This window comes from Leptolyngbya sp. Heron Island J (genome assembly GCF_000482245.1).
GTDB lineage: Bacteria > Cyanobacteriota > Cyanobacteriia > Phormidesmidales > Phormidesmidaceae > Leptothoe.
In genome coordinates this window covers 1-19,392 of record NZ_AWNH01000111.1, presented here as the reverse complement: position 1 = coordinate 19,392, position 19,392 = coordinate 1, and the positions used below count along the sequence as shown (strand labels likewise).

The window sequence follows — 19,392 nt, the reverse complement described above, 5'->3', positions numbered from 1 at the left end:
TAGTTAAGGATTGGCTTTTTCTCTAAACTCCCATGGCTTCTCAGCCTTGGGAGTGGACCATAGTCCCACTCCGTTCGATTTAGCTATCTCCTCAGCACGCACCAACACATCTGGCTGTGGGCAGCTGCCCGAATACTTCTCATAGTGGTAGGCGTGGCCGTCTATCACCATTTGAGAGTTCAGGTGAATCTCTGAACCATCTGATTTCATGATGAACAAATCTGCCACCGTGCGCTTATATTGGTCCTTCTCAATCGCAACCACACCGATAGCCCCACCACCCTGAGCAACTAGCGATCGCAAATGGTCCCGTGACTCAATCCCCCCAGCCTGCTTTAGTTCTGGAGCATCAACGCCACACAATCTGATTTTCAGCTCCTGCCCACCACGCTCAACCCGCAGTGTATCGCCATCGTAGATAGAGCCTTCTACTCAAACCCCGATTTAGACGGTTAGTAATACACAAGCTTGTCAGGTTCAGTGGTACTTGGATGTGTTGGATGGTGAAGGGGCAGCAACGATCAAGCTTTGAATGAAAAATAATGATCAAATAATATTCTACAAATAAAAAATAAAGCGACATCAAGCTCTGAAACGCTGAAACGCTTTTTCGACAACAGATAGCATGACTACTTCGGATTTAGAGAGGATGTGATGCGAATCATTCAGAGTAAGATTATCTGGCGTGAAGTTGACACATAGAATTTGTGTATTTAATATATATTTATTGAGGTTTTAATATTCAATTCAAGTCGTATTTGATGTTTATTGAATTGGCCTTGAGTTGATGCATAGATGCTTTCAGATCTATAGGTACTGGCCGAAAATTTTCTAACTCTGTTTTGTGCATGGGTAATAAAAGCATCGTTTCTATCTCAATGTGTTGTCTCTATTTACCAAGAGAGTGTTATGAAAAGCTTAGGATTCCAGAGTTTACTAGAATTGTTTTCTGTGTCCAAGCAGTCGACTGTCAAGGTCAGTAACAGGAGAACCCATCTGACCGTGCAGGAGTTTGAACAAGTTGCTGAAGTGGTAGAGGCTATTAGTCCCCATCAGCGAGGGCGAGTGCGTTACCGCGGTATCTATTGGTATGCAGCATCTCAACAAGGTCTCTGTATCCTTCCCAAGACAAGGGTTTTAGTCTTAGGAAGAGAAGCTAATACCCTGTTGGTGAAGCCGTTGCCTGTGCTCGAAAAAAGTAGTGCTCAAGAAATCACCGGAGGGCAAATAAGGCATTTGCAAACGGTTGGTTGAATAATCTGTGTTGGGCAAAAGGACTCGCCTTGAGAAATGCCTGTGCCTTTTGCTTAAGTTCTAATCAAAAAGGAGAATCTGATGCAATTACATGCTGTTTACTCTCTATGGAGTCTAAAGCCCTGCCTTGAATTTCTTGTTGTGCTTTTTAGGACTTTCCGTAATCCAGCGTCTGGTCACCGTCCGAGTCGGAGCCAGCTAAAAACAGCCATACAAGATTTAATAGACAGATACTTCCATGTCCCCTTGCGTCTGATGGAATTTGGCTTCAATCGTTTGATGCCTGTGCTGCCAAAACACAATGCTAGATTTTGGCAGCTCTACTCGTTGCCAGATAATGAAGCTGAGCAAGAATTAAGCCTAAAATATATATTTTTTTCGTAAGTTCATGAATTGCATATATTCGTAGTTTAGAATTTACCTGTTAGTATGTATTGATATATGGGCTTAATATTTGTGTAAAAAAAACATAAAATTAAGCGTAATTAATGCCATATTCCATGTATACACTTGTAGGAAGCAATAGCGAGGATAATTAAAATGGCTAAGGAGCGCAAGCGTTTGAACTTGGATCTAACCCCCGAAGCATACGATCTGCTGAAGAAATTATCTGAGGAATCAGGCAAAAATATGGCAGATGTTCTAAGGACTGGCTTGGCTTTGTATGGCATCGCCCAAGAGGAAGGGGCAAAGGGGCGTGATTTGGCAGTTATTGATGAGAACGAGAAGGTTGTTAAACAGATCGTAGTGCCTTAGGTCATTGCTCTATGGAAGTCAATGGGTCTGTTTAATAGTTGATCACTCCTGAAGCGTCTGGGAGAAGACCATGGCAATAGGCTTTTTTGATTTTCAGCGTTTGCTTAATAGGCAAGCAAGAGTAACTGATAAGGTTAAGCAAGTGCCTTCTGAAAAGGTCGTCTCAACCACAGATTTTCTAGGGAAGAATGCTGCTGGCGATGGCTCAATGGAGTTGCACTCAGATGAGCGAGACGTCACTTCAACGGATGATGTAATTGCGCCAAATGCGATCACATCACCAGAAGATGAATACTTAAATGCGGAACTAGAGCAGCGTCTTAAATTACGAAAATGGGTTTTATTATCTCTGATTGGCCCAATGGCAGTTATTCCTATCTGGCTGATGGTTCTTTTGTCCGTGCCAGTATTCAATGAAAAGGCTGATGTTTCTGAAAGAATGCAAATAGGCTATTTGGCAGCGGTAGCATCAGATTTCTTTGGTTTATACTACATTGTCACTCGAGATTTATTTCCGAACAGCAAGCGAGAACGAAAAATTAGAGCAAAAGCTAAACCCAAGCGCTAACGACACGTTGGTGGTAAGTGGCTAAGCTTCCCGTTAGCAACAACCGTTAATCCAGTTGTTTCCACATTTGGTAAACAAATCGAATGTGTTTGCCAACTAACAGGATTTGTTCGTGAATATGGTCAAACTCCATGGATAACTCAGAGGGTGTCCATGTTTCTTCCCCCAAGTTGCCTTCGCAGTGCTCAAATAAATCATTTTGATACTCATCAAGGCTATTCTCCATCTGCAGAGTGGAGTGATGCAATTGCTCAAGTAATTGTTCTTTTGTTTGATTCCCAATATTGCTATCGGTAACATCTTCAATCGTAGTGCGCACTAACCGAATTGCGTCTTTGAGTAAATTAACGGTGTCCCTGGCATCCAATAGTCGGAATTTTACGTCTCCTTTGAACCGATCAATAACATGGTGTGGCATGAAATTTTCCTGGTTTTCTTCTTCAGGGCTACTATCAGCAGCATTGGTGACTGAACCTAGAAAAATAGCGCCTTGTTCATGTAGTGTTTCTTTCCATAGCTGATTTAATCCACGATTGCCCCCCAGCTTTGTTTTTTTGACAGCCGTATTGTTGAACTCTGTGCGGGTTAGATCGGCTGTAATGAAATCTGCCTCTAGCAAGTTACTATCAGTAACCTTAACATCGCTGAAATAGGCGCGATTCATATAAGCACCTTCTGCTGAGGTATGAATCCATCGAGAATTGAGTAAGTTTGCTGCACTGAGGTCAGCGCCTTTTAGATTGGCCCGGTTGAGAGTAGCCCCTGCTAGATAAGCCCGAGTGAGGGTAGCATCCTTAAAAGAGGTGTCTTGCAGATTCGCATCACTTAAATTGGCCCTGGGAAGACTTGCATTGTCGAGATTGGCATGGCTTAAATCCGTGAGTATCAGTTTGGCTCCACCAAAATCGGCATGCCGAAAATCGGCATGGCATAGGTCCGCTGCAATCAATACAGCATTTCCAAAATAAGTTTCTTGGCAATTGGTATGGCTCATATCAGCAGCCACTAGATAACATCGACCCAGCGAAGCTTTTTGAAGGTTAGCCCCGGACAGATCAGTGGCCAGCAGACTGGCACTGTCTAGATGTGCTTCTGAGAGATCCGCCCCTCGTAGATTGGCTTGATTTAAAACTGCTCCACTAAGGTCTGCCTTCTTAAGCTCAGCATTATGCAGTTGTACAGCGCTGATTTGAGCGCGTGAAAGTTTAGCGTTTTTCAGGACGGCTTGACTCAAGTTTGCATTACTGAGGTAGGCATTGCGTAAGGAGGCATTGGTTAAGTCAGCACTGTTGAGCTGAGCGTTTTCCATAGAACAGGAGGTTAAGTGAGCATCCCGTAGAATGGCTCCTGTCAGCTGCCCATCTCTAAGATCGCTGCCGCGCAATTCAGCATAGGATAAGTCGGCCCCACTGAGGTCAGCCTGGACCAGGACAGCATTTTTCAACTTGGCATCCTTAAGTTTTGATTGTCGAAGATTCGCTTGCCGTAGATTAGTTTGTTCTAATGTGGCATCACTCAAGTCAGCAGAGGAGAGATTCGTTTGTTCCAGTTGAGCACTGCTGAGATTAGCAAATTTGAGGTCAGCGTCTCTCAGGTCGGCGTGGTTGAGGTTGACCCCAGTTAATTTAGTTCGTTGTAAGTGAGTTCTAATTAATGAGGTTCTCAGTAGGTGAGCCCCTTCTAAGTTGGCCTCTTCCAGATTGGCGTGGTCAAGACGAGCCCCCTCAAGATTGGCACAATATAAGTTTGCGTTTGTGAGATTGGCATAGCTGAGGTCAGTATCTTTAAGATTGGCGTTAGAGAGATCCACACCACTCAAGTTGGCGCGACTAAGATCAAGTTCACGCAAATCACGACCCTGGAAGTCTTGGCCACTGTAGTCGCCTCCAGGGGTCAGGGTTGAATTAGGCATAGGACACCTGACCTATAGAAAAACTTTTGGAGTTTGTCTTAAAGACCTACATAGGATAACTAATTTGTCTATTAAGTGTCTAAAATTAAATAAAAACAGTTATAAACCTATAACTTCGTCTATTGTTTAGACAGAAAAAGAGGTTTTGTCTACTTCTTAGTCAGAATACTGTGGAAAGGTCTCTATTCCGATTTCATCATAGACATTGAAGTTTGTGTTGTGGGAGATTGATACACAGTTTAAAAATGTTTGAGTCTGATTTAGACCTGTTGTTCTATGGCTTTGTTGCACTATGAAATTTTCAACAGAGAATAATGCTGTCAAACAATATGAGCGTGAGCAAAACAATTATTGGGCCCAATTACGCCAAGAATTGCAGCGATATAAGCACGAGTTAGGGGCAACAAATATAGAGCTTGCAGAAGGATTGACGATTAGTCGCCAGCCCTTAGTGTCATTTATGCAGAAGAGTCGGCCAGACTTGCCCATTCAAAGAATGCATTTAATGTGTCTTTGGCATGCACTGACATCGTCAGAAGGTTTACAAAATAAACGTTTATCAGTAAAACATCAGGATGCTCGTAAGATACTACAGAAAGCTGGTCCCGATCGGTTGCTTCAAGTAGCCGGATTTTTGCCTCAGGGTGAGCAGCTCAAGCTATCAGCACATCCAGAACGTTATCAACAAATCCAGCGAATTGCGTCTGGTTTATCGATGATCCCGGTTCAAGATGCCACTGATTTTATTGATTTAATTGATTTTCTAGAAAGAGAATTTATTTCGAGAACCTTTGGTCTTAAGCATTTAGCAGAGATGTCTGCTGAGGAAGAATTATCTGATCAATATTTATCTGAAAAAAATATTGATGATTGGGTCACTCAGTGGATTGAAAACAATATATATATGGAGTTAAACCCTTCAATAGAAAAGCGATTTAGAAGAGCCATATATAAATTGACTAGGCAAGGCAGGCATACGCTTAAAAGTCGAGAAATATTCGAGCTCTATTTATCCATACTGGAAAATGAAAAAATCTATAGAAAGATTGAAAGTGTTTTCAAGATAAGGGTTTCACAATGTCAATTTTCAGATTTGACGTTTTCAATTCTGGAATTAGATGATTCTGGAGATCGAGACTTTAGAGATAAGTTGATGCAGTTATTTCTATATGCAGAATCTAGACTTCGCTTTTCGGGCGATGATTATTTGAAGGAGAGTCATTCAGATGAGCGACAGCGATATCTTAGGGGTGTGGTTGCCGATGTTGTTACAAAAGCATCGGTAACCTGTATTTTTCAAACGTATCGAAACCAACAGAAGCATAGCGAACGAATTTCCTGGAGTTATGCTTCCTCTGCAACCCACTTTGAAAATATGTTTACTGCTATTTATCAAGGCATGGGATGTGAAGGAGAGCTAGAGTTAGTTGACTTTTCAACGATTAGTATAGGACGACGTGTTGACAGTTTAGTGAAAGCTTCTACAACACTCAAGGAACGTGGAGAAGATCGGTTACATCAAGGTATTTGGGTGGATAAAAGCACTGTCGTGGGTGCGGCTCAATCCGTTGTAGTTGCTTTGAAAAGCTGGTTGACTACTAAGTTGCCTAATGTTGAAGTCTATGCTCGATATTATGACGCATGCACTGATATGGCTGAGGCAACAGATTGCCTGCGCCATGGTTGTAAATCTCTAAGTGATTATGTGCTTCAGTCACAGGAGGAGGAAAGGGTGGCTCCTGCTCGGGATTATTTACTTAAAAACGTGGTACGGCCGATTGAGCATTTACGGCAGGAAATTTTGGTTCCGACACCTATTTTGCAATCATGGTATGGCGTCAATTTGGAAAGGAAGTATTGCCTTTCTCAAATTGCCTGTGCTCGGTCTTGTCATGTAGAAGGTGACTTAAAGCAGGCTGCTGAGTTTTTAAAGCAGGCTAAAAAGACATTGCGGTTGCCTGGAGTTGATGAAGATGTGGCTCTTAATTTGCGTCTTTATCAAGAGCAAATGTTGCAGAAATTCTATTCAGGAGATCACACATTTATTGCAGGTAGGCAGTGGAGAGACTCATTTCCAAGTCATCTCAAATGGTTGAGAGATTATATTTTTGGAGCTGATTCTAGTGGTACTCAGCGTCGATACCGTGGCCGATTGGATACGAATGTTTATCTGTGTGCTTCCGAAATTTATGCTCGTGCAGGGCGATTAGAATTTGTATTTTCCACTGAAGCAGAAGAGGTTTACTTGGTTCAGGCCGCTGACAACCTGCTGATAGCGGCCTATTATGCATCCAAAGTAGGGGAGCGTAAGCGTACGGCCCATTGGTTGGCGAATGCTAGCCGGGTGTATTGCCGGTTAGGGGATGGTGGGATGGCTAATAAGTTAATCTGTATGACTGATCAATTGCTTCGTCAGTCAATTGATCAGCGCTATGGCGATCAATATAAGGATGCGATTATGGCAGAGATCCATATTAGTCGTGGAGAGAAAGTATTGCTTATTGACCAGGACCCGCAGGCAGCAATATACCATTTTGGCCGTTCTTTTCAGGGGGCGGCCTATTTAGGGTTTGTACGTCTGCTCGCTGATGGTCTCTACAATATTGCCCGTACGGCTGAAGTTTTGGAACAGCCTGTGAATCTGGGAAGTTGGCTAGGGTGTTACAGTATTTCGCAAAAATGCACTGGTAATCATTTTGTGGCTGAGGCGATTGATGCGATCTCTAGCTTAGATAGCAATATGATGCTGGCGGATGCCGCCCCATTTTTTAAGCAGGCGGCTCAAAAGATTTGGCATAACTGGGCAGTTACATCGTCTGGAAATCTGGATGCAAAACATCCTCTGGAGGATGAGATTAAGAAGGGGAAATATCTAAAACTTGTTAGGTAAAGTTCTTCAATCCAGCTGTCCTCTGGTGTTTGAGCTTTTTTGTATTTGCATGTAGTCTCAGCGGTTTAGCCCTTATATAGCTTTAAGCATTGGATACTGATACTGATCACCTGTGACCGTTCTCAGTAGCTGCATTGCTTTAGCAATATCGTATGGAAAAGGCGGCTTCGTAGGTTGATAATCCCGCTCATGGGGCGGACCATGGCGTAAGACAGAATTTACTACCACACAAGGCTCAGGACTTAAGTTAATAGCACTGTGCGGAATACCAGGTGGAATCTCAAGTGTTGTGGGTGTGTGCTCGCTGAGAGCATGGTATTCGTAACGTTGGTTTTGCAATGTCACTATGACTAGACTGCCTTTGACCACCACCAGCTGATCCGTTTGGAAATGATGGACAAATAGGTCCTCAATCACCCCGGCACCTACCTCTACTACAAGTGTTTGATCGCTCCGTTGCAGTTCGTAAAACTCAGAGCTGCCCGATTTCTCGGAGGACAATGGATGAAGTGTGATCTGACTAGGCTTACTCATAATAATATTCTCCTAATAATGTTGTAGACAGATTTTCTAGTAGTCCATAGGACAGTCAATGATTATCGGAACCTGCTGAGTTAAAGAATCCTTGACTATGGGTAGCAGGTCGTCTGAACTGGTTATGCGATATCCCCGAAAACCCATACTCTTAGCGATCTCGACAAAGTTAGGATAATACCCGCCCTGATTGCAAATCAATGTGACAAATGGGGTTTTGAGCCATTGGGCTGGTTCAAGTGCTGAATAGCTTTTCATAAAGCCATCAGCACCCGTCACAGCAAGTACGTTGTGTTGGGGATTGGTCAATTTTGTGGCAATCGCTCCTGAAATTACCAATCCTGTAGATGCAGACTCGTTGAAGAGAAGACATTTGTTAGGTAACTCACAAGGATAGTCACGGATGATCCACTCGCGATGTGTACCATTATCTGAGAGTAAAATATCTTCTGATTTTAGAGCTGTTCGCAGGACTTTGATTAAGGCCTGAGGTTTGCAAGGAATTTGAATTTCATGGCTTTGCTGGCGAGGAGTTGTCGAGCTGATTGCATATCCCTTGGGGGAAGCTACCTTGTATTTATCCTGCCGATTCGCCCGGTTTAGAAAAGCAGCTAAAGTTTCTGGAAGATTACCCACGAGTTCGAGAGTAGGATGATAGTAGGGAGTAATTTCAGCAGATGATTGACCGATGTGAAGTGTAGGAATATCCCCATCAGGATTCCAGTCTTTAGGAGTACATTCTGTTGGGTGGCACCCTATTGTAATTACGAGGTCAGCCCAATCAAAGCCATAGCGACTATAGTCCTTTGATGAGGCTACGGTCCCTACAGAAAGAGGATGATTCTCAGGGATTATCCCTTTGGCCATCACTGTATTAGCGACTGGAATTTCTAGCTGTGTAGCAAGTTTAATTACTTGACTTCTACCCTCTGATTGAATAGCACCACTACCAACCAAAATTATGGGATGGTCCACTCTACTGATCCATTGTGCTGCTTGGCTCAAGAGTTTAGTATTTGGGTTAACCTTTTTCTCCGTAACAAGTTTGAGAGGCGTCGCTGAAGTTGACCTTATTGCTGTTGTTGTCGGTAAGTTAATATGCACTGCTCCTGGCAGTTTTATATCGGTTCCTATTTCTGCTTGTGCAAACGCTTTATGAACAACCTCTGGTATATCTACAGGATGATCAATTTGATGACTCCATTGAGTTACCGGAGCAATTATGTTGTTCAGATTTAGATTTTCCTGCGTATTGATGGCAAGATAATTACTGATTGATTGCTCCGTAATTAAAATCAGAGGAATATTATTGAGATTAGCCACAGCCACAGCAGGCAAAGAATTGAGTATGCTTTGCATTGATGTCGCAAGACAGACTCCTGCCTGACCAGTAAAGCGGCTGTGAACATGAGCCATGGAAGCAGCTTCTCCACTATGGCGGGTGGGAATAAACTGAATTGACGACTGATGGAGGGCCTGCTCCAGTAAAGACTTACTGTCTCTAAGTTGGCCAAAAACAAAATGAACATTTTTAGCCTCAAGGCATTTCACCAGTAATTCAGCAGCACTCTGTGATTCTTTCTTTTTGGACGTTGGCCACCAAGGCTGATGAGATGACCGTGTAAAAAAATCTGATGGCTTTGTACCTGTAATATTGTTGTGAGCTACCCCGAAATATCGGGTATTGTTGCTGACTAATTTTTTGGTCTGTAGCGCTGAGGCTCGAGTATATTTGGCTTTCTTGTACATAATATCTCCTCCAATCATCTGAATACATTTGGATTTATCCATGACGCAATGCTTTGTCCTAGTCAGATTTTTTGACAGCGATTAGGAATTGATCTCGGTCCATAGCATCTTCAATAGGATGGGTTTCTGATGCCTCGCTGCCTTCTTCTACCCAGTGATGCCAGATTGATTTTGCAAGCTCTTTAAATTTTGGAGAGATTGATTTCCAAGAAGCTTCAGGGGGAATTTGCTTTAAGGACTGAATGATTTTTTCGAGAATAGCCCTCATACCTGGGTCTGGTTGAGTATATTCAAAATTATCTTTGAGAATTTCAAAGACATGGCCAACTTCATCGTCAACAACCTGAGAGGCCCTGTATAAACCATAGAGTGTATCTGCTGTGAGTCGATCCGTAGCGTGAATATTCACAAAGACATCTAATGCGTTCAAAAAAGATAAAATTGCCTTCGTTGGCTCCTGGTTAGCAAGGAATCGTTCCCCCTCTGTCAGGGTTTTAATGGCAGCGATAAAATCTTTAAATCTAGAGTCGTACTCTAGCTCTTCTTGATGGTCTTGATGGACTGAATTTGCAGCAGCTTGGGCAATTGTAGAAAGTCGTTCAGACTTTTCTAGTTCTCCTAACCGACAATAAACGCGGCTAGCGTGGGTTAACCAGTAGGTGGCCCGTCTGACGTAGCCAATCCGCTGTGAGTAGTGGGCAGCCCATAGTAAATTTTCGGCAGCTTGTTGTAAAAACTGAGTGTCTTTTTCTTGGGCCATATAAAGCTCTAAAATGCCGATATTGCCAAAGACTTGGGATGCGCAGGAGAAGGTATCAAAGTTGAGCGCTCCTACCGCTTTAATATACTTGCCTAGTTTTTTCAGGCCGTTTTCGTACTTATATCGAGGACGATATCGCCACAGTTTTCCATTTAGAAACTCTCGATCCCCTGCATAGAAGTTATATAGCATCACACACTCGGATGCCTGTAGGAAGAGGATATGGCGATAAGCCTCTTCTTCTGACTCATAGTCTTTTGAGAGGTTATCGTTTTCGTAAGTGGCGATGAATGACTTGACGTCATCAAGATTGTGGGTTGCTGCGCCGATAGCAGATTTTTTCAGAGCCAAGCGCATGCGCGTTAATTTGGTCTTGAACAGTCTATTTTTTAATGCCTGGTTGCGATCCCTAAAGGAAGGCTGCTGTTGTTCTACGCTTAAACCGTTCTCGATTTCTAAAATCCGAGTTTCTGCAGTCTTGAAAAAGGTTTCTTCGTCAGAATACTCAGAATTTTTAAAGTAATCGCTGACACTTCGAAAAAAGAACTCATGTACATTTTCACGGATGAGATAAAGCTTATTGTCGATGTCCCCTAGTTGCTTACAAGTGGTAAAGTAATGAGAGCGGCTAGCGGCCTGGCTATATAGCCAATCCTTGGTGGCAATCACAGCTGCTGTCAACACCGATATAATGGCATTAGATCCGACCCACCATCCCTGGTAGACGTTGCCAACTGTGCCATCATCATTGCGTTCAGCTAATCCAATGGAGACCCGTGCCAGACTTTTGGCCGTAGGTCCCATTGCATGGATTGAAAATCCTGTCATTTCTAAGGAGTGTCCCAGTCCCAGTTTGATGGCAGATAGCATATTTTCAAGGTGGGTTCCGGTAGAGCTATATCTCCAGACAATTTTTTCTTTCTTTCTATCGTCTAGTTTTTCTTTTTTTCCATCGTCTAAATAGCTGGTGATCTGAGCTCGAACCACTGGTGTAAACAATTCAGCCTGCGATAGTGCATTAGGATCAAAATCTGTGAGATTACACAACAACTGTAGTAATGCGATTTCTGCGTTCTGATAGATTTGGCTAAATTCTTCAAATATATCCTGTACTGAAGCCGGGAGTGGTGCCGATAGAATGCGAAACTGGCAGCTAGTAATGCGCATTCCTTTACTGCCGTAACTATCGATCGATAGGTATTCCAGTATGTTTTGGTAGAGCTCAAACAGTTCAGCCCCAACAAACTGATTTTTCCCAGACCGAGCCAGCCTACGAATTTCGTCCTTATACATGCGGAGCACGTCCTGGTCAGTGACATCTAGTGGATGCCCTTCTAACCAGCCTAGGGCTTCTATCGCGCTGATAGGTTGGGTGTGTAATGTTTTGTCTAACCGCCCTTTGTCTTTAACAAGATCAAAAATAGAATCAATAATTTGAGCTTTACGAAGACCATCTTCAATCCATGAGCTATTGAGTCTTGCTTTAATGCGATCGAGGCTTGTATCAGTTTTCAGTGTGGCTTTTTCCTTCCTTTCTGATTCCTCGTCATTTTCTATAGCTGAGAAGCCAGCAGCTTTTAATAAATGATTAGGTCCTTCTTGCCGTAAAGTCTCCCGCTTCTTTCTTATCTCTGCTGACATCCGTTTATCTTTGAGATTGCCAGGATCGCTCAAACATTCCCACAGGATTATCAGTGCTGTCTGATCAATTGACAATCCCTTTTCAGGAGCAGCCCTAAAGTCATAGAACTTTTGACGACTAATCATTAGACCATCGGCTAATTCTTTGACGGTGACATCATAGGCATCCTGGAGTGTCCCCAGGTATTGATTAAATCCCTTCCAAATCCGAGACTTTTGTTCCCTGTATTTCTCCTCATATATATGGATGGCTTTTGTCGGCTTTGGATTGGCCATGGATGATGTTCCTTGAACTAACTATGAGTGCGAAATCAGATCAACTGGATGACAGTCTTGTGATCTGATTTTTAGTTGTACCTGCTCTGGCAAACACGATTTCTATATATAGATGTCTTATCTGTCAGATTAAATGGCACCCAAAAACATTCACCAATATTTATGTGTCATCACGATATTAGATGGCCAACCTAAAAGTGTCAATAGAGTAAATCAAAAATGTCAAGACAGCTAAAAATTATTATGTCGAGCTGAAACAAATTTTTTCGAATTAAAGTCTTTTTAATTGACACTTTTCCTCTTTTTTTAATAAACAATTAGTTATTGTCCATATATTAGGCATTTAGTAGTTATGTATTATTGTTATTTTTGACAAATGTGTAATTTGTACATTGACACATTATTTTGAATAGCTAAAATCTGTTTATAGATGAATCGACGTTGATGTGTTGATTTGTCTGATTTTAATTTTGGGTGTTACTGAACCGGATTTAAAGGTGTGAGTGAATAAAGACATTTTTATCGAACCTGGAGGCATCGTTATGCTGATTATGTTGATGACACTGGTTAAAGAAGTACTCAGGCGTTTCGTAGAGAGAAATTCTCCCAAGGAGCATGTAACTGTGCAACCCGTGATCAAAGAATATGTATCTGTTCAAAGCTATCTCGCTAAACACGGGATAGGCGCAGATGCGTTCATCGTGTCCGTTGATCATCTTGAGGAGATTTCTAAACGTTATGCATATGTGCAAGCCTACTTAGAGAAGCATGGGGTGGCTGCTAACGCTATTAGTATTTCTAGTGTCGAGTAAGCTGATACCTACTATGTCTTCAGCTTACTCGCAGCGGCATATCGTGCTGATTGCCCACTATAGCCGCACGTTATCTAAAGCTTCAGCACGAACTCTTATTTTTCGTACAGGTTTTCTTCTAGTTGCAGTTAAACTTGTGTGGGTTATGAGTGGTCTGTACAGGAGTAATCATAGACATTCAGGATGTAGACTACCAATCTTAAATAATAGGTACGATCTCAACCCCTTGATAATCCTATCCAAACTTATCCATCATGGCCTGCGCGCGTTTCCGATTGGCCAGCTGCTGCCTATAAGCATTCTTCTCTTCGGCTTTTGCCATCACCTGAGCCATTGCCCCGGGATTAGCCTCTATATACTCAAACATCGACTCAATCAGCACCTCACGGCTAATACCGCTTTCCTTACAATGCTGATGTAGTCGATTGATCAACCCTACCTCCAGACGGAAAGTACTACGCTTCACTTCCAGATCCTTAAGTGATGTCTCAGACTCAATATGTCTAGATATCAATGTGTCTGCACTAGGGTTCGAGGCATCAATATGACCTGGATTCGATATGTCTACACTCACCTCAGGTATTGATCTAACGGAGTCCTCTGATTCTGTATGTCTCTGACTCTGTATGTCTGGACTCTTCTGAACGACCTGATTGTTGCGAGGACTCACCTTGGGACGTTGTCGATTTTTAAGTCTGCTCAAGGCATCACTCATTGCTCAAGGACTCCGTGATTTGTTCAAAAGGGTACTGCAAATCGAGCTGTCCGATGTCAGATAGTAGCTTGCCGGTACGGATAGCGTTTTTGTATTTTTCTGATTCGCGGATGGAAGCAAGTACCGGGACATCGCCTGCGAATTCTTTCATGGCGGCAACGTTTTCGCGGCTTTCTTTGGTTTGGGTATTGCCTACCCAGCGATCTCGAAATGGAACGATACCCAATACCTGACCATTAAATGCTTCGATGTCGGCTTGTTCATCTAGGAAAGCGAGAGTTTCAACTAGGGAGTTAACGCCTTTAACGTTGGCTTCGACAGGAATAAGAACGTGGTTGGATGCACCTGCAGCGGTCAGGCTGATTTGCGATCGCGACGGCTGCACATCGATCAGTGTGTAGTCAAAAATATCGGCCACATCCTTAAGGCAGCGCCGCAGCGCAAAAGCACCAGCTCCGCTACTGCTCAATCGGTCGGATACTTTAAATAGACCTGTATCCGCTGGGACGATAAATAGATTTTCGTATTGAGTTTCGTAGATGCCGTCTTCGATGGTGACCTCACGGGTGAGCACTTCAAACAGGCTGGGGTCATCGGCCTGGACTTCGTGGTTGAGATAAAAGGTCAGATTGGCCTGGGGGTCAGCATCGATAACTAATACTTTTTTGCCTTGCTTGGCTAGCAGTAGCGCAGTGAAAAAAATCGTGGTGGTCTTACCCTGGCCACCGGATAGGGATATCGCAGAGCAGGTTTGCATGGACTCATCTCCAACTCGGTGCCCCCAAGATAAGTGCATGCGTTCTATTTATCAATATGTCAATATGTCTCTAGTTAAATATGTCTTGACATATATATGTCTTTAATTTAAATCACAAAAACCAAAAAAATGGATTGAGCTTATCCTTTAAAAATTATTGCTTTGTAAGAGTTTGGTGTGATATGTCTCGATGTTTATATGTCTGCACTCTGTTGCTGCTGTCATTGGTTAGTATGTCTTTAATTAAATATGTCTAGGTTTTTATATGTCTTTAGTTCGTTGTTTTGAGCAGTCAATATGTCTTGACATATATGTGTCTATTTATTTTTAGTTCTTTTGAAAGTTTTATTCAGTAGTGGATCAAGTCCTCTGATAAGAGCCATTTCCATGTTTTGTAAATAGAGTCTTTGATTACCTTGGCAGCGTAGCCAGGTGAGTTGGATTTCGTTCTCTAGAGGTCGGTCCACAATAAGCTGACTAATACGGTGTCCTGATCCATTCCATCGTTTCCTTAGGTTGATAGACGACCCGCTGTAAAGGATTTCGTCAGCCCTCAGTACAAAGTAAATCGCGGCTACGCTAGGGAGTTCTCGCTTTTGGGTAAATGGTTTAGCCTCTAGCAGCCATGGATTGACAGCGTTTGGATTGGAGAGGATTTGATCAACCGAGAAGCTGGGGTAGCTGGCCATGGCTGCTAATTAACTGTAATTGTTACAGTGATAATAGAGCCTTTGAAGGCTGCCTTTGCCTGAATGTTTCCAGTATTTAGAGCCCACGACCCAATAACGCAGTAAAGGTAGATCAGTCATTGCAGTCGTTACTGATTTTATGAGGGCTCAAGAGTTCTGCCGCGCCTGGTTTGGCGCATCGGCTGAGGACGAAGCTAAGCGAGGATATCGCAGCCAATGTGTGCAGCTGTTGGCCCAGGTGATCGGCCTGGAAGAAAATACCATCGAGCGCTGGGGGCCAGGTGTAGAGTTCTCTGGAATGCCGCCGCAGTATGAAAACACCTTGGGCTACGCCCTCACCATTAAGCGCATGCTCGAAGCCGCTGGCAGTCAGGAGCATATTTTTGAAGCAGTGCTCAGGCAGACCAAGAAAACATAAATTTTTACATGCTGATATTTACTGGATGATTTACAGTAAATATCAAGTCTTTTGATTATAAATGTGTGTCTTCCAACTTATGTGGACTTCTTTAGTAGAAAATCACCACGGATTCCCTGGATCGACTTTGCCGTTGCCCTAACCATCGCGTTTCTGATCGGCTGCTCCAACGGCAGTCAAATCAGTCTGCTTAGTGAGCCTGCCGAAGCGGTCGCTCCCTCGGCGGTGCCGCCAGCAGGTCTAGAACCCTATGGCCTGGATGGTGAACTTAACGAATCCGAAATTAAGGCATTGCTGTATCTGCAATTCCCCCAGAGCTATGAAGCCATTTCCGAGCGGTTTGGTTTTCCAGCCTATCGGGACAGTACCGCCGACTATTACAAGCTGCCCAATAGTCGTTGGGTAGCCATTTATTACAGCGGGTATACCGCCACCGGATATCGATTTAGTGATTCAGGAGATTAGATGTAATCTATGGTTAGAGCGTCCCCGTATGCACGTATGAAACTGCAGGAGCTAAAACGCCGAGTCAAACAGTCATGGAACACTCTCAACACCTGGAAAGGCGGTGTGGTGCTTCAGCCTGAAAACTTTGACAAGGATACAAAGCGTTTTGGCGACCGCCGTTATAAGAAAACCTGGGCCAAGGCCCTCGCCTATTTTGAGGCCGTCAACGCCTACGAAGGGTGCCTTGATGCCTACATGCTAATTTTGCACGATTTCAATTTCACTGCCGATCGCTGGGACTATGAATATCGGCATGAAATTCTCGATGCCTTTTTGATGTATCCCGATGGTTTGGAGATTATCAAACAAGGTCTAGAACAGCTGTTCTCAGAGGACTTTGCCCCTAACGAGAGAGACGAAGCACATGGGTTTTTCCAAATGGTGGAAGAGCGAGAAGGAGAATATCGAGCCATCGGAGTCCCAGATGGATCTACTTGGCGACTCCCAGCTACTGCCACCGCAGCGTGAGCGAGCAACTGGCGCAATTGTTTTTAAGCGCTTCACTCAGTCAATTAAAGATAACGGCGGTGGTCCTCAATGTTACAGAAACGCTGTTGTTGAGGAAACTAAAGAGCTGTTTGATTGCACAGTTAATGAGCTGTACAAGATGACGGGCGGAAAGATTCGTGATCGGTCCACGCTACCCCAGGCTGCGCAGGAAGCTTACATGGTGAATGAGTCGCTGTCGGCGAATGAGCTGGAGCGGCTGCATGGCACTATCGGCGGTGAAACCCAAGAAGAGGTGGACGCGCGGATTCTTGGTGTGGTTAGGGAGCAGTCGAAGCAGACACGGAAGTGGTTGCCTTGGGCAAAATGATTAGGAGTTGCGATCTCAATTTACTAACGAGTAGTCTGCTTAGCTGCATCATTGCTGACGCTGCCCTAGGCTTATGAATATGACTAACTTGGCCCTGGCCGTCGCTGGGGCTTTTTGCTAGGCGGCTGCGCACTCAAGCGCAGTGATTGTAGCATGGGCCTTTGAGTTAGGTTGCACTCTAGTTACAAAGTTGCATGTGCATCTTCCTGCAGGCTTGCTCCAACCCAACAGATTTATCACCACCACAGCCGCTCAAGTTTACCCGTAATATGCAGCGCGTCAAGCCAAGCTTGCAGCCTCCGTTATCCAGCAGCTGCAGCATCGCAATAGTGCTCAAACTCCGGCTACAAGTTCGCTTGACACTACGTGATCTCAAATAACCAACGCCTTGTCATTGGGTGAATAGGGCGCGTTGCGTTGGTTATGTTTATGCGTTCTGTCCCTTTTGAGTTTGTGTCTGGTTTAGCCACTGAGTTTGGCGCGGTCGAGTGCTGCTGGCGCGAGTCTGATCGGTCGTTTACGGGTTATGTGGCCGAGTTTTGGTTTGGCTTCTTGCCCACCTTTTTCGCCCAGCGCTGGGCGGCGGTGGTTGGTTACTCGGTTTTGGTCCGGTCGGTTCCTGCCGGTGGGCCTGGTCGCTTCATGGTGTCGATGCCGGTCACGGTGCCCCAGGGTTCTATCCGGTTGTCCGGTGGTCAGCGGGGTGGGCGTACTCGGGTGGTGGTTCATCCGCCATCTGCTTACTAGCAACGTGGGGCTTCGGCCCCTTTTTTTGTGGTCTGAATAGGTGTTGCTATGTAGTGGTCAGTAGTAGGGCGAACTCCTATGTGGGCAAAGGTTTCAACAAGATCCCTTTCGGCCCTGCGTAAGTCCTAGTCAGTTTAAGAAGTACCTTCCTGGACAAAGCTATCTGCACATGAAGAATAATGGGCTCAGCCAAAACTCGCTTAACCTCTCACGATCCAAAATGCCAATCGCTCCAAGCGCCAGTCAGATGTTGCTGCGAACGTTCATAGGTGTAACTGCACTCGTGAACTTAACGGCCTGCACCTCAGACTTAGATGACCCGTTCGGCATAAAAGCGCGCCGCACTGAAGATCGTCGTGCCGAGTGCCAACAGGTCTACGAGATTACAAGAGCTAGCTATGATCAAGTTATGGCTACTTACGATCAAGAAATCTTTTACACGGATATAAAGCTGACACAAGCCGGTTATCTGAAACACGCTGAAATCGAAGTCGACACAGCGAATTCGTTAGAATCTCTAGAGTTGAGCAACAAAGATCTAAACCTTTTGAAATCATACCTAGCAGCGAGTTTTCGCCACCAAGCGGCAGTCTCCCGTGATCTAGCTCCGTTTGCTGAGGCTGAACGTAACATTACTTCAGCGAATGAGCGTTCCAAAGCCTATCAGGCAGTTATAGCCAGAGAGGACCCCTACGTCGGATTGGAATACGCGATTGAAGTCTATTGTGAAGGGGGTGATATGCCATCCGCACCTTGATAGAGTTCTACAAAGTAGAGTTGTACATACTTCATTGAAAATCGATAGCTGAAACGCAGTTCAGTCAATCATTTCAGCCATATTCTATAAAAAAGCCCCCACCAATCGGTAGAGGCTCTGGAGAGTGTGTACAGGGAGAGTCTGAGTAGAAAAAGGGTGCCCTGAGAATGAAGCATTTCACAGATTAACGGAGTCTGCACCGGGCACCCAAGCTTGGGTACCGCAACAGCTCAGCAATCTGTTAGCGGATGGACTTAGTCCGAGCATCTAGCACATCCAGGCGAGCTTCCTGGATGTTATCGACTGCTTTAGTACGAGCATCCAGGACATCTAAACGAGCGGCTTGGATATCCTCAACGGCTTTGGTTTGGTTGTTGAGATGTTCGATGCGTAGCTTGTGAACATCGTTCTTAGTGCGGGCATCCAGGGCATCTAGACGAGTCTCTTGGATGTTATCAACGGCTTTAGTACGAGCGTCTAGAGCCTCTAAGCGAGCAGATTGAATGTTATCGATAGCCTTAGTGCGGGCATCGAGAGCGTCGAGGCGAGTTGCTTGGATATCTTCGATGGCCTTGGTTTGGTTGTTGAGGTGCTCAAGGCGTAGTTTGTGGACGGAATTCTTAGTGCGTGCGTCGAGTTCTTCGAGGCGAGCGGACTGAATATTGAAGCTAGCGGGCTCGACGGCGGAAGCAACGGGTGCGATCGCAGCGGATGCAACGAGAACAGTTAAGGCGGAAAGCAGTGTGCGTTTCATGGTTAAAGCTCCTTGAGGAATCAGTGATTGACTTCATTGATTACAAGAATGCCGGGGGTAGCTGAGGCTTATCTGACGG

At 44.4% G+C, this 19,392-nt stretch carries 21 protein-coding genes; 12 read left to right on the top strand and 9 right to left on the bottom strand.

Annotated features, from left to right (window positions below; all coding sequences use genetic code 11):
- Nucleotides 1-3 precede the first annotated feature (3 nt).
- Complete coding sequence (locus N836_RS68805) at nt 4-363, bottom strand: thermonuclease family protein (protein WP_023076352.1); 360 nt, start codon at nt 361-363, stop codon at nt 4-6.
- A 588-nt stretch (nt 364-951) separates the two neighbouring features.
- Here N836_RS68805 and N836_RS68800 point away from each other — a divergent pair.
- The 4 genes from N836_RS68800 to N836_RS68790 all read left to right on the top strand — a co-directional run bounded on the left by N836_RS68800 (nt 952) and on the right by N836_RS68790 (nt 2,578).
- Complete coding sequence (locus N836_RS68800; protein WP_161635053.1) at nt 952-1,254, top strand: NfeD family protein; 303 nt, start codon at nt 952-954, stop codon at nt 1,252-1,254.
- Nucleotides 1,255-1,335: 81 nt separating this feature from the next.
- Complete coding sequence (locus N836_RS76160; RefSeq protein ID WP_152532290.1) at nt 1,336-1,638, top strand: hypothetical protein; 303 nt, start codon at nt 1,336-1,338, stop codon at nt 1,636-1,638.
- Nucleotides 1,639-1,794: 156 nt separating this feature from the next.
- Nucleotides 1,795-2,010, top strand: coding sequence for a ribbon-helix-helix copg family (locus tag N836_RS68795; protein WP_023076349.1), 216 nt, complete (start codon nt 1,795-1,797; stop codon nt 2,008-2,010).
- A gap of 70 nt (nt 2,011-2,080) precedes the next feature.
- Nucleotides 2,081-2,578, top strand: a complete 498-nt coding sequence (locus N836_RS68790) for a hypothetical protein (RefSeq protein ID WP_023076348.1) — start codon at nt 2,081-2,083, stop codon at nt 2,576-2,578.
- A gap of 46 nt (nt 2,579-2,624) precedes the next feature.
- Here the strand turns inward: N836_RS68790 and N836_RS73960 are convergent, their stop codons facing one another.
- Nucleotides 2,625-4,490 carry a pentapeptide repeat-containing protein gene (locus N836_RS73960; protein ID WP_023076347.1) on the bottom strand — a complete coding sequence of 622 codons (1,866 nt, stop codon included), beginning with the start codon at nt 4,488-4,490 and terminating at the stop codon, nt 2,625-2,627.
- Nucleotides 4,491-4,782: 292 nt separating this feature from the next.
- On the opposite strand from N836_RS73960, the gene N836_RS68785 reads away from it, so the two are divergent.
- On the top strand, nt 4,783-7,380 hold the full coding sequence (locus N836_RS68785; protein WP_023076346.1) for a hypothetical protein: 2,598 nt from the start codon (nt 4,783-4,785) through the stop codon (nt 7,378-7,380).
- A 72-nt stretch (nt 7,381-7,452) separates the two neighbouring features.
- Here N836_RS68785 and N836_RS68780 read toward each other — a convergent pair whose 3' ends face one another.
- The 3 genes from N836_RS68780 to N836_RS68770 are packed head-to-tail and all read right to left on the bottom strand — an operon-like array spanning nt 7,453 to nt 12,340.
- Complete coding sequence (locus N836_RS68780) at nt 7,453-7,914, bottom strand: dtdp-4-dehydrorhamnose -epimerase-like enzyme (protein WP_023076345.1); 462 nt, start codon at nt 7,912-7,914, stop codon at nt 7,453-7,455.
- A 36-nt stretch (nt 7,915-7,950) separates the two neighbouring features.
- A complete protein-coding gene (locus N836_RS68775; protein WP_023076344.1) occupies nt 7,951-9,705 on the bottom strand; it encodes a thiamine pyrophosphate-binding protein in 1,755 nt (584 codons plus the stop codon).
- Nucleotides 9,706-9,721: 16 nt separating this feature from the next.
- Nucleotides 9,722-12,340 (bottom strand): hypothetical protein, encoded by a 2,619-nt coding sequence (locus tag N836_RS68770; RefSeq protein ID WP_023076343.1) that lies wholly within the window; start codon nt 12,338-12,340, stop codon nt 9,722-9,724.
- 503 nt (nt 12,341-12,843) lie between these two features.
- Between N836_RS68770 and N836_RS68765 the strand changes: the two genes are divergently transcribed.
- Nucleotides 12,844-13,152: a hypothetical protein gene (locus N836_RS68765; RefSeq protein WP_023076342.1), complete on the top strand. Its 309-nt coding sequence runs from the start codon at nt 12,844-12,846 to the stop codon at nt 13,150-13,152.
- A 235-nt stretch (nt 13,153-13,387) separates the two neighbouring features.
- Here N836_RS68765 and N836_RS68760 read toward each other — a convergent pair whose 3' ends face one another.
- The 3 genes from N836_RS68760 to N836_RS68750 form a co-directional block, all read right to left on the bottom strand.
- Entirely contained in the window at nt 13,388-13,867 is a 480-nt protein-coding gene (locus tag N836_RS68760) for a hypothetical protein (protein ID WP_023076341.1), read from the bottom strand.
- Nucleotides 13,860-14,624: a ParA family protein gene (locus N836_RS68755; RefSeq protein WP_023076340.1), complete on the bottom strand. Its 765-nt coding sequence runs from the start codon at nt 14,622-14,624 to the stop codon at nt 13,860-13,862. Before N836_RS68755 ends, N836_RS68760 begins: the two co-directional genes overlap by 8 nt.
- Before the next feature lie 317 nt (nt 14,625-14,941).
- Nucleotides 14,942-15,313: a GIY-YIG nuclease family protein gene (locus tag N836_RS68750; protein ID WP_023076339.1), complete on the bottom strand. Its 372-nt coding sequence runs from the start codon at nt 15,311-15,313 to the stop codon at nt 14,942-14,944.
- Between the two features lie 139 nt (nt 15,314-15,452).
- Here N836_RS68750 and N836_RS68745 point away from each other — a divergent pair, with 139 nt between their 5' ends.
- The 6 genes from N836_RS68745 (at nt 15,453) to N836_RS68720 (ending at nt 18,559) form a co-directional block, all read left to right on the top strand.
- Entirely contained in the window at nt 15,453-15,731 is a 279-nt protein-coding gene (locus N836_RS68745) for a hypothetical protein (RefSeq protein ID WP_023076338.1), read from the top strand.
- A gap of 63 nt (nt 15,732-15,794) precedes the next feature.
- Nucleotides 15,795-16,196, top strand: a complete 402-nt coding sequence (locus N836_RS68740) for a hypothetical protein (RefSeq protein WP_235071182.1) — start codon at nt 15,795-15,797, stop codon at nt 16,194-16,196.
- A 36-nt stretch (nt 16,197-16,232) separates the two neighbouring features.
- Nucleotides 16,233-16,706, top strand: a complete 474-nt coding sequence (locus N836_RS68735) for a hypothetical protein (RefSeq protein WP_023076336.1) — start codon at nt 16,233-16,235, stop codon at nt 16,704-16,706.
- Complete coding sequence (locus tag N836_RS68730) at nt 16,663-17,055, top strand: hypothetical protein (protein ID WP_023076335.1); 393 nt, start codon at nt 16,663-16,665, stop codon at nt 17,053-17,055. Before N836_RS68735 ends, N836_RS68730 begins: the two co-directional genes overlap by 44 nt.
- Before the next feature lie 429 nt (nt 17,056-17,484).
- The gene (locus N836_RS68725) at nt 17,485-17,802 is read left to right on the top strand and encodes a hypothetical protein (RefSeq protein WP_031294375.1); all 318 of its coding nucleotides are present in this window, start codon (nt 17,485-17,487) and stop codon (nt 17,800-17,802) included.
- 220 nt (nt 17,803-18,022) lie between these two features.
- Complete coding sequence (locus N836_RS68720) at nt 18,023-18,559, top strand: hypothetical protein (RefSeq protein WP_031294374.1); 537 nt, start codon at nt 18,023-18,025, stop codon at nt 18,557-18,559.
- A 241-nt stretch (nt 18,560-18,800) separates the two neighbouring features.
- Here N836_RS68720 and N836_RS68715 read toward each other — a convergent pair whose 3' ends face one another.
- Nucleotides 18,801-19,313, bottom strand: a complete 513-nt coding sequence (locus tag N836_RS68715; protein ID WP_023076332.1) for a hypothetical protein — start codon at nt 19,311-19,313, stop codon at nt 18,801-18,803.
- Between the last annotated feature and the right edge of the window lie 79 nt (nt 19,314-19,392).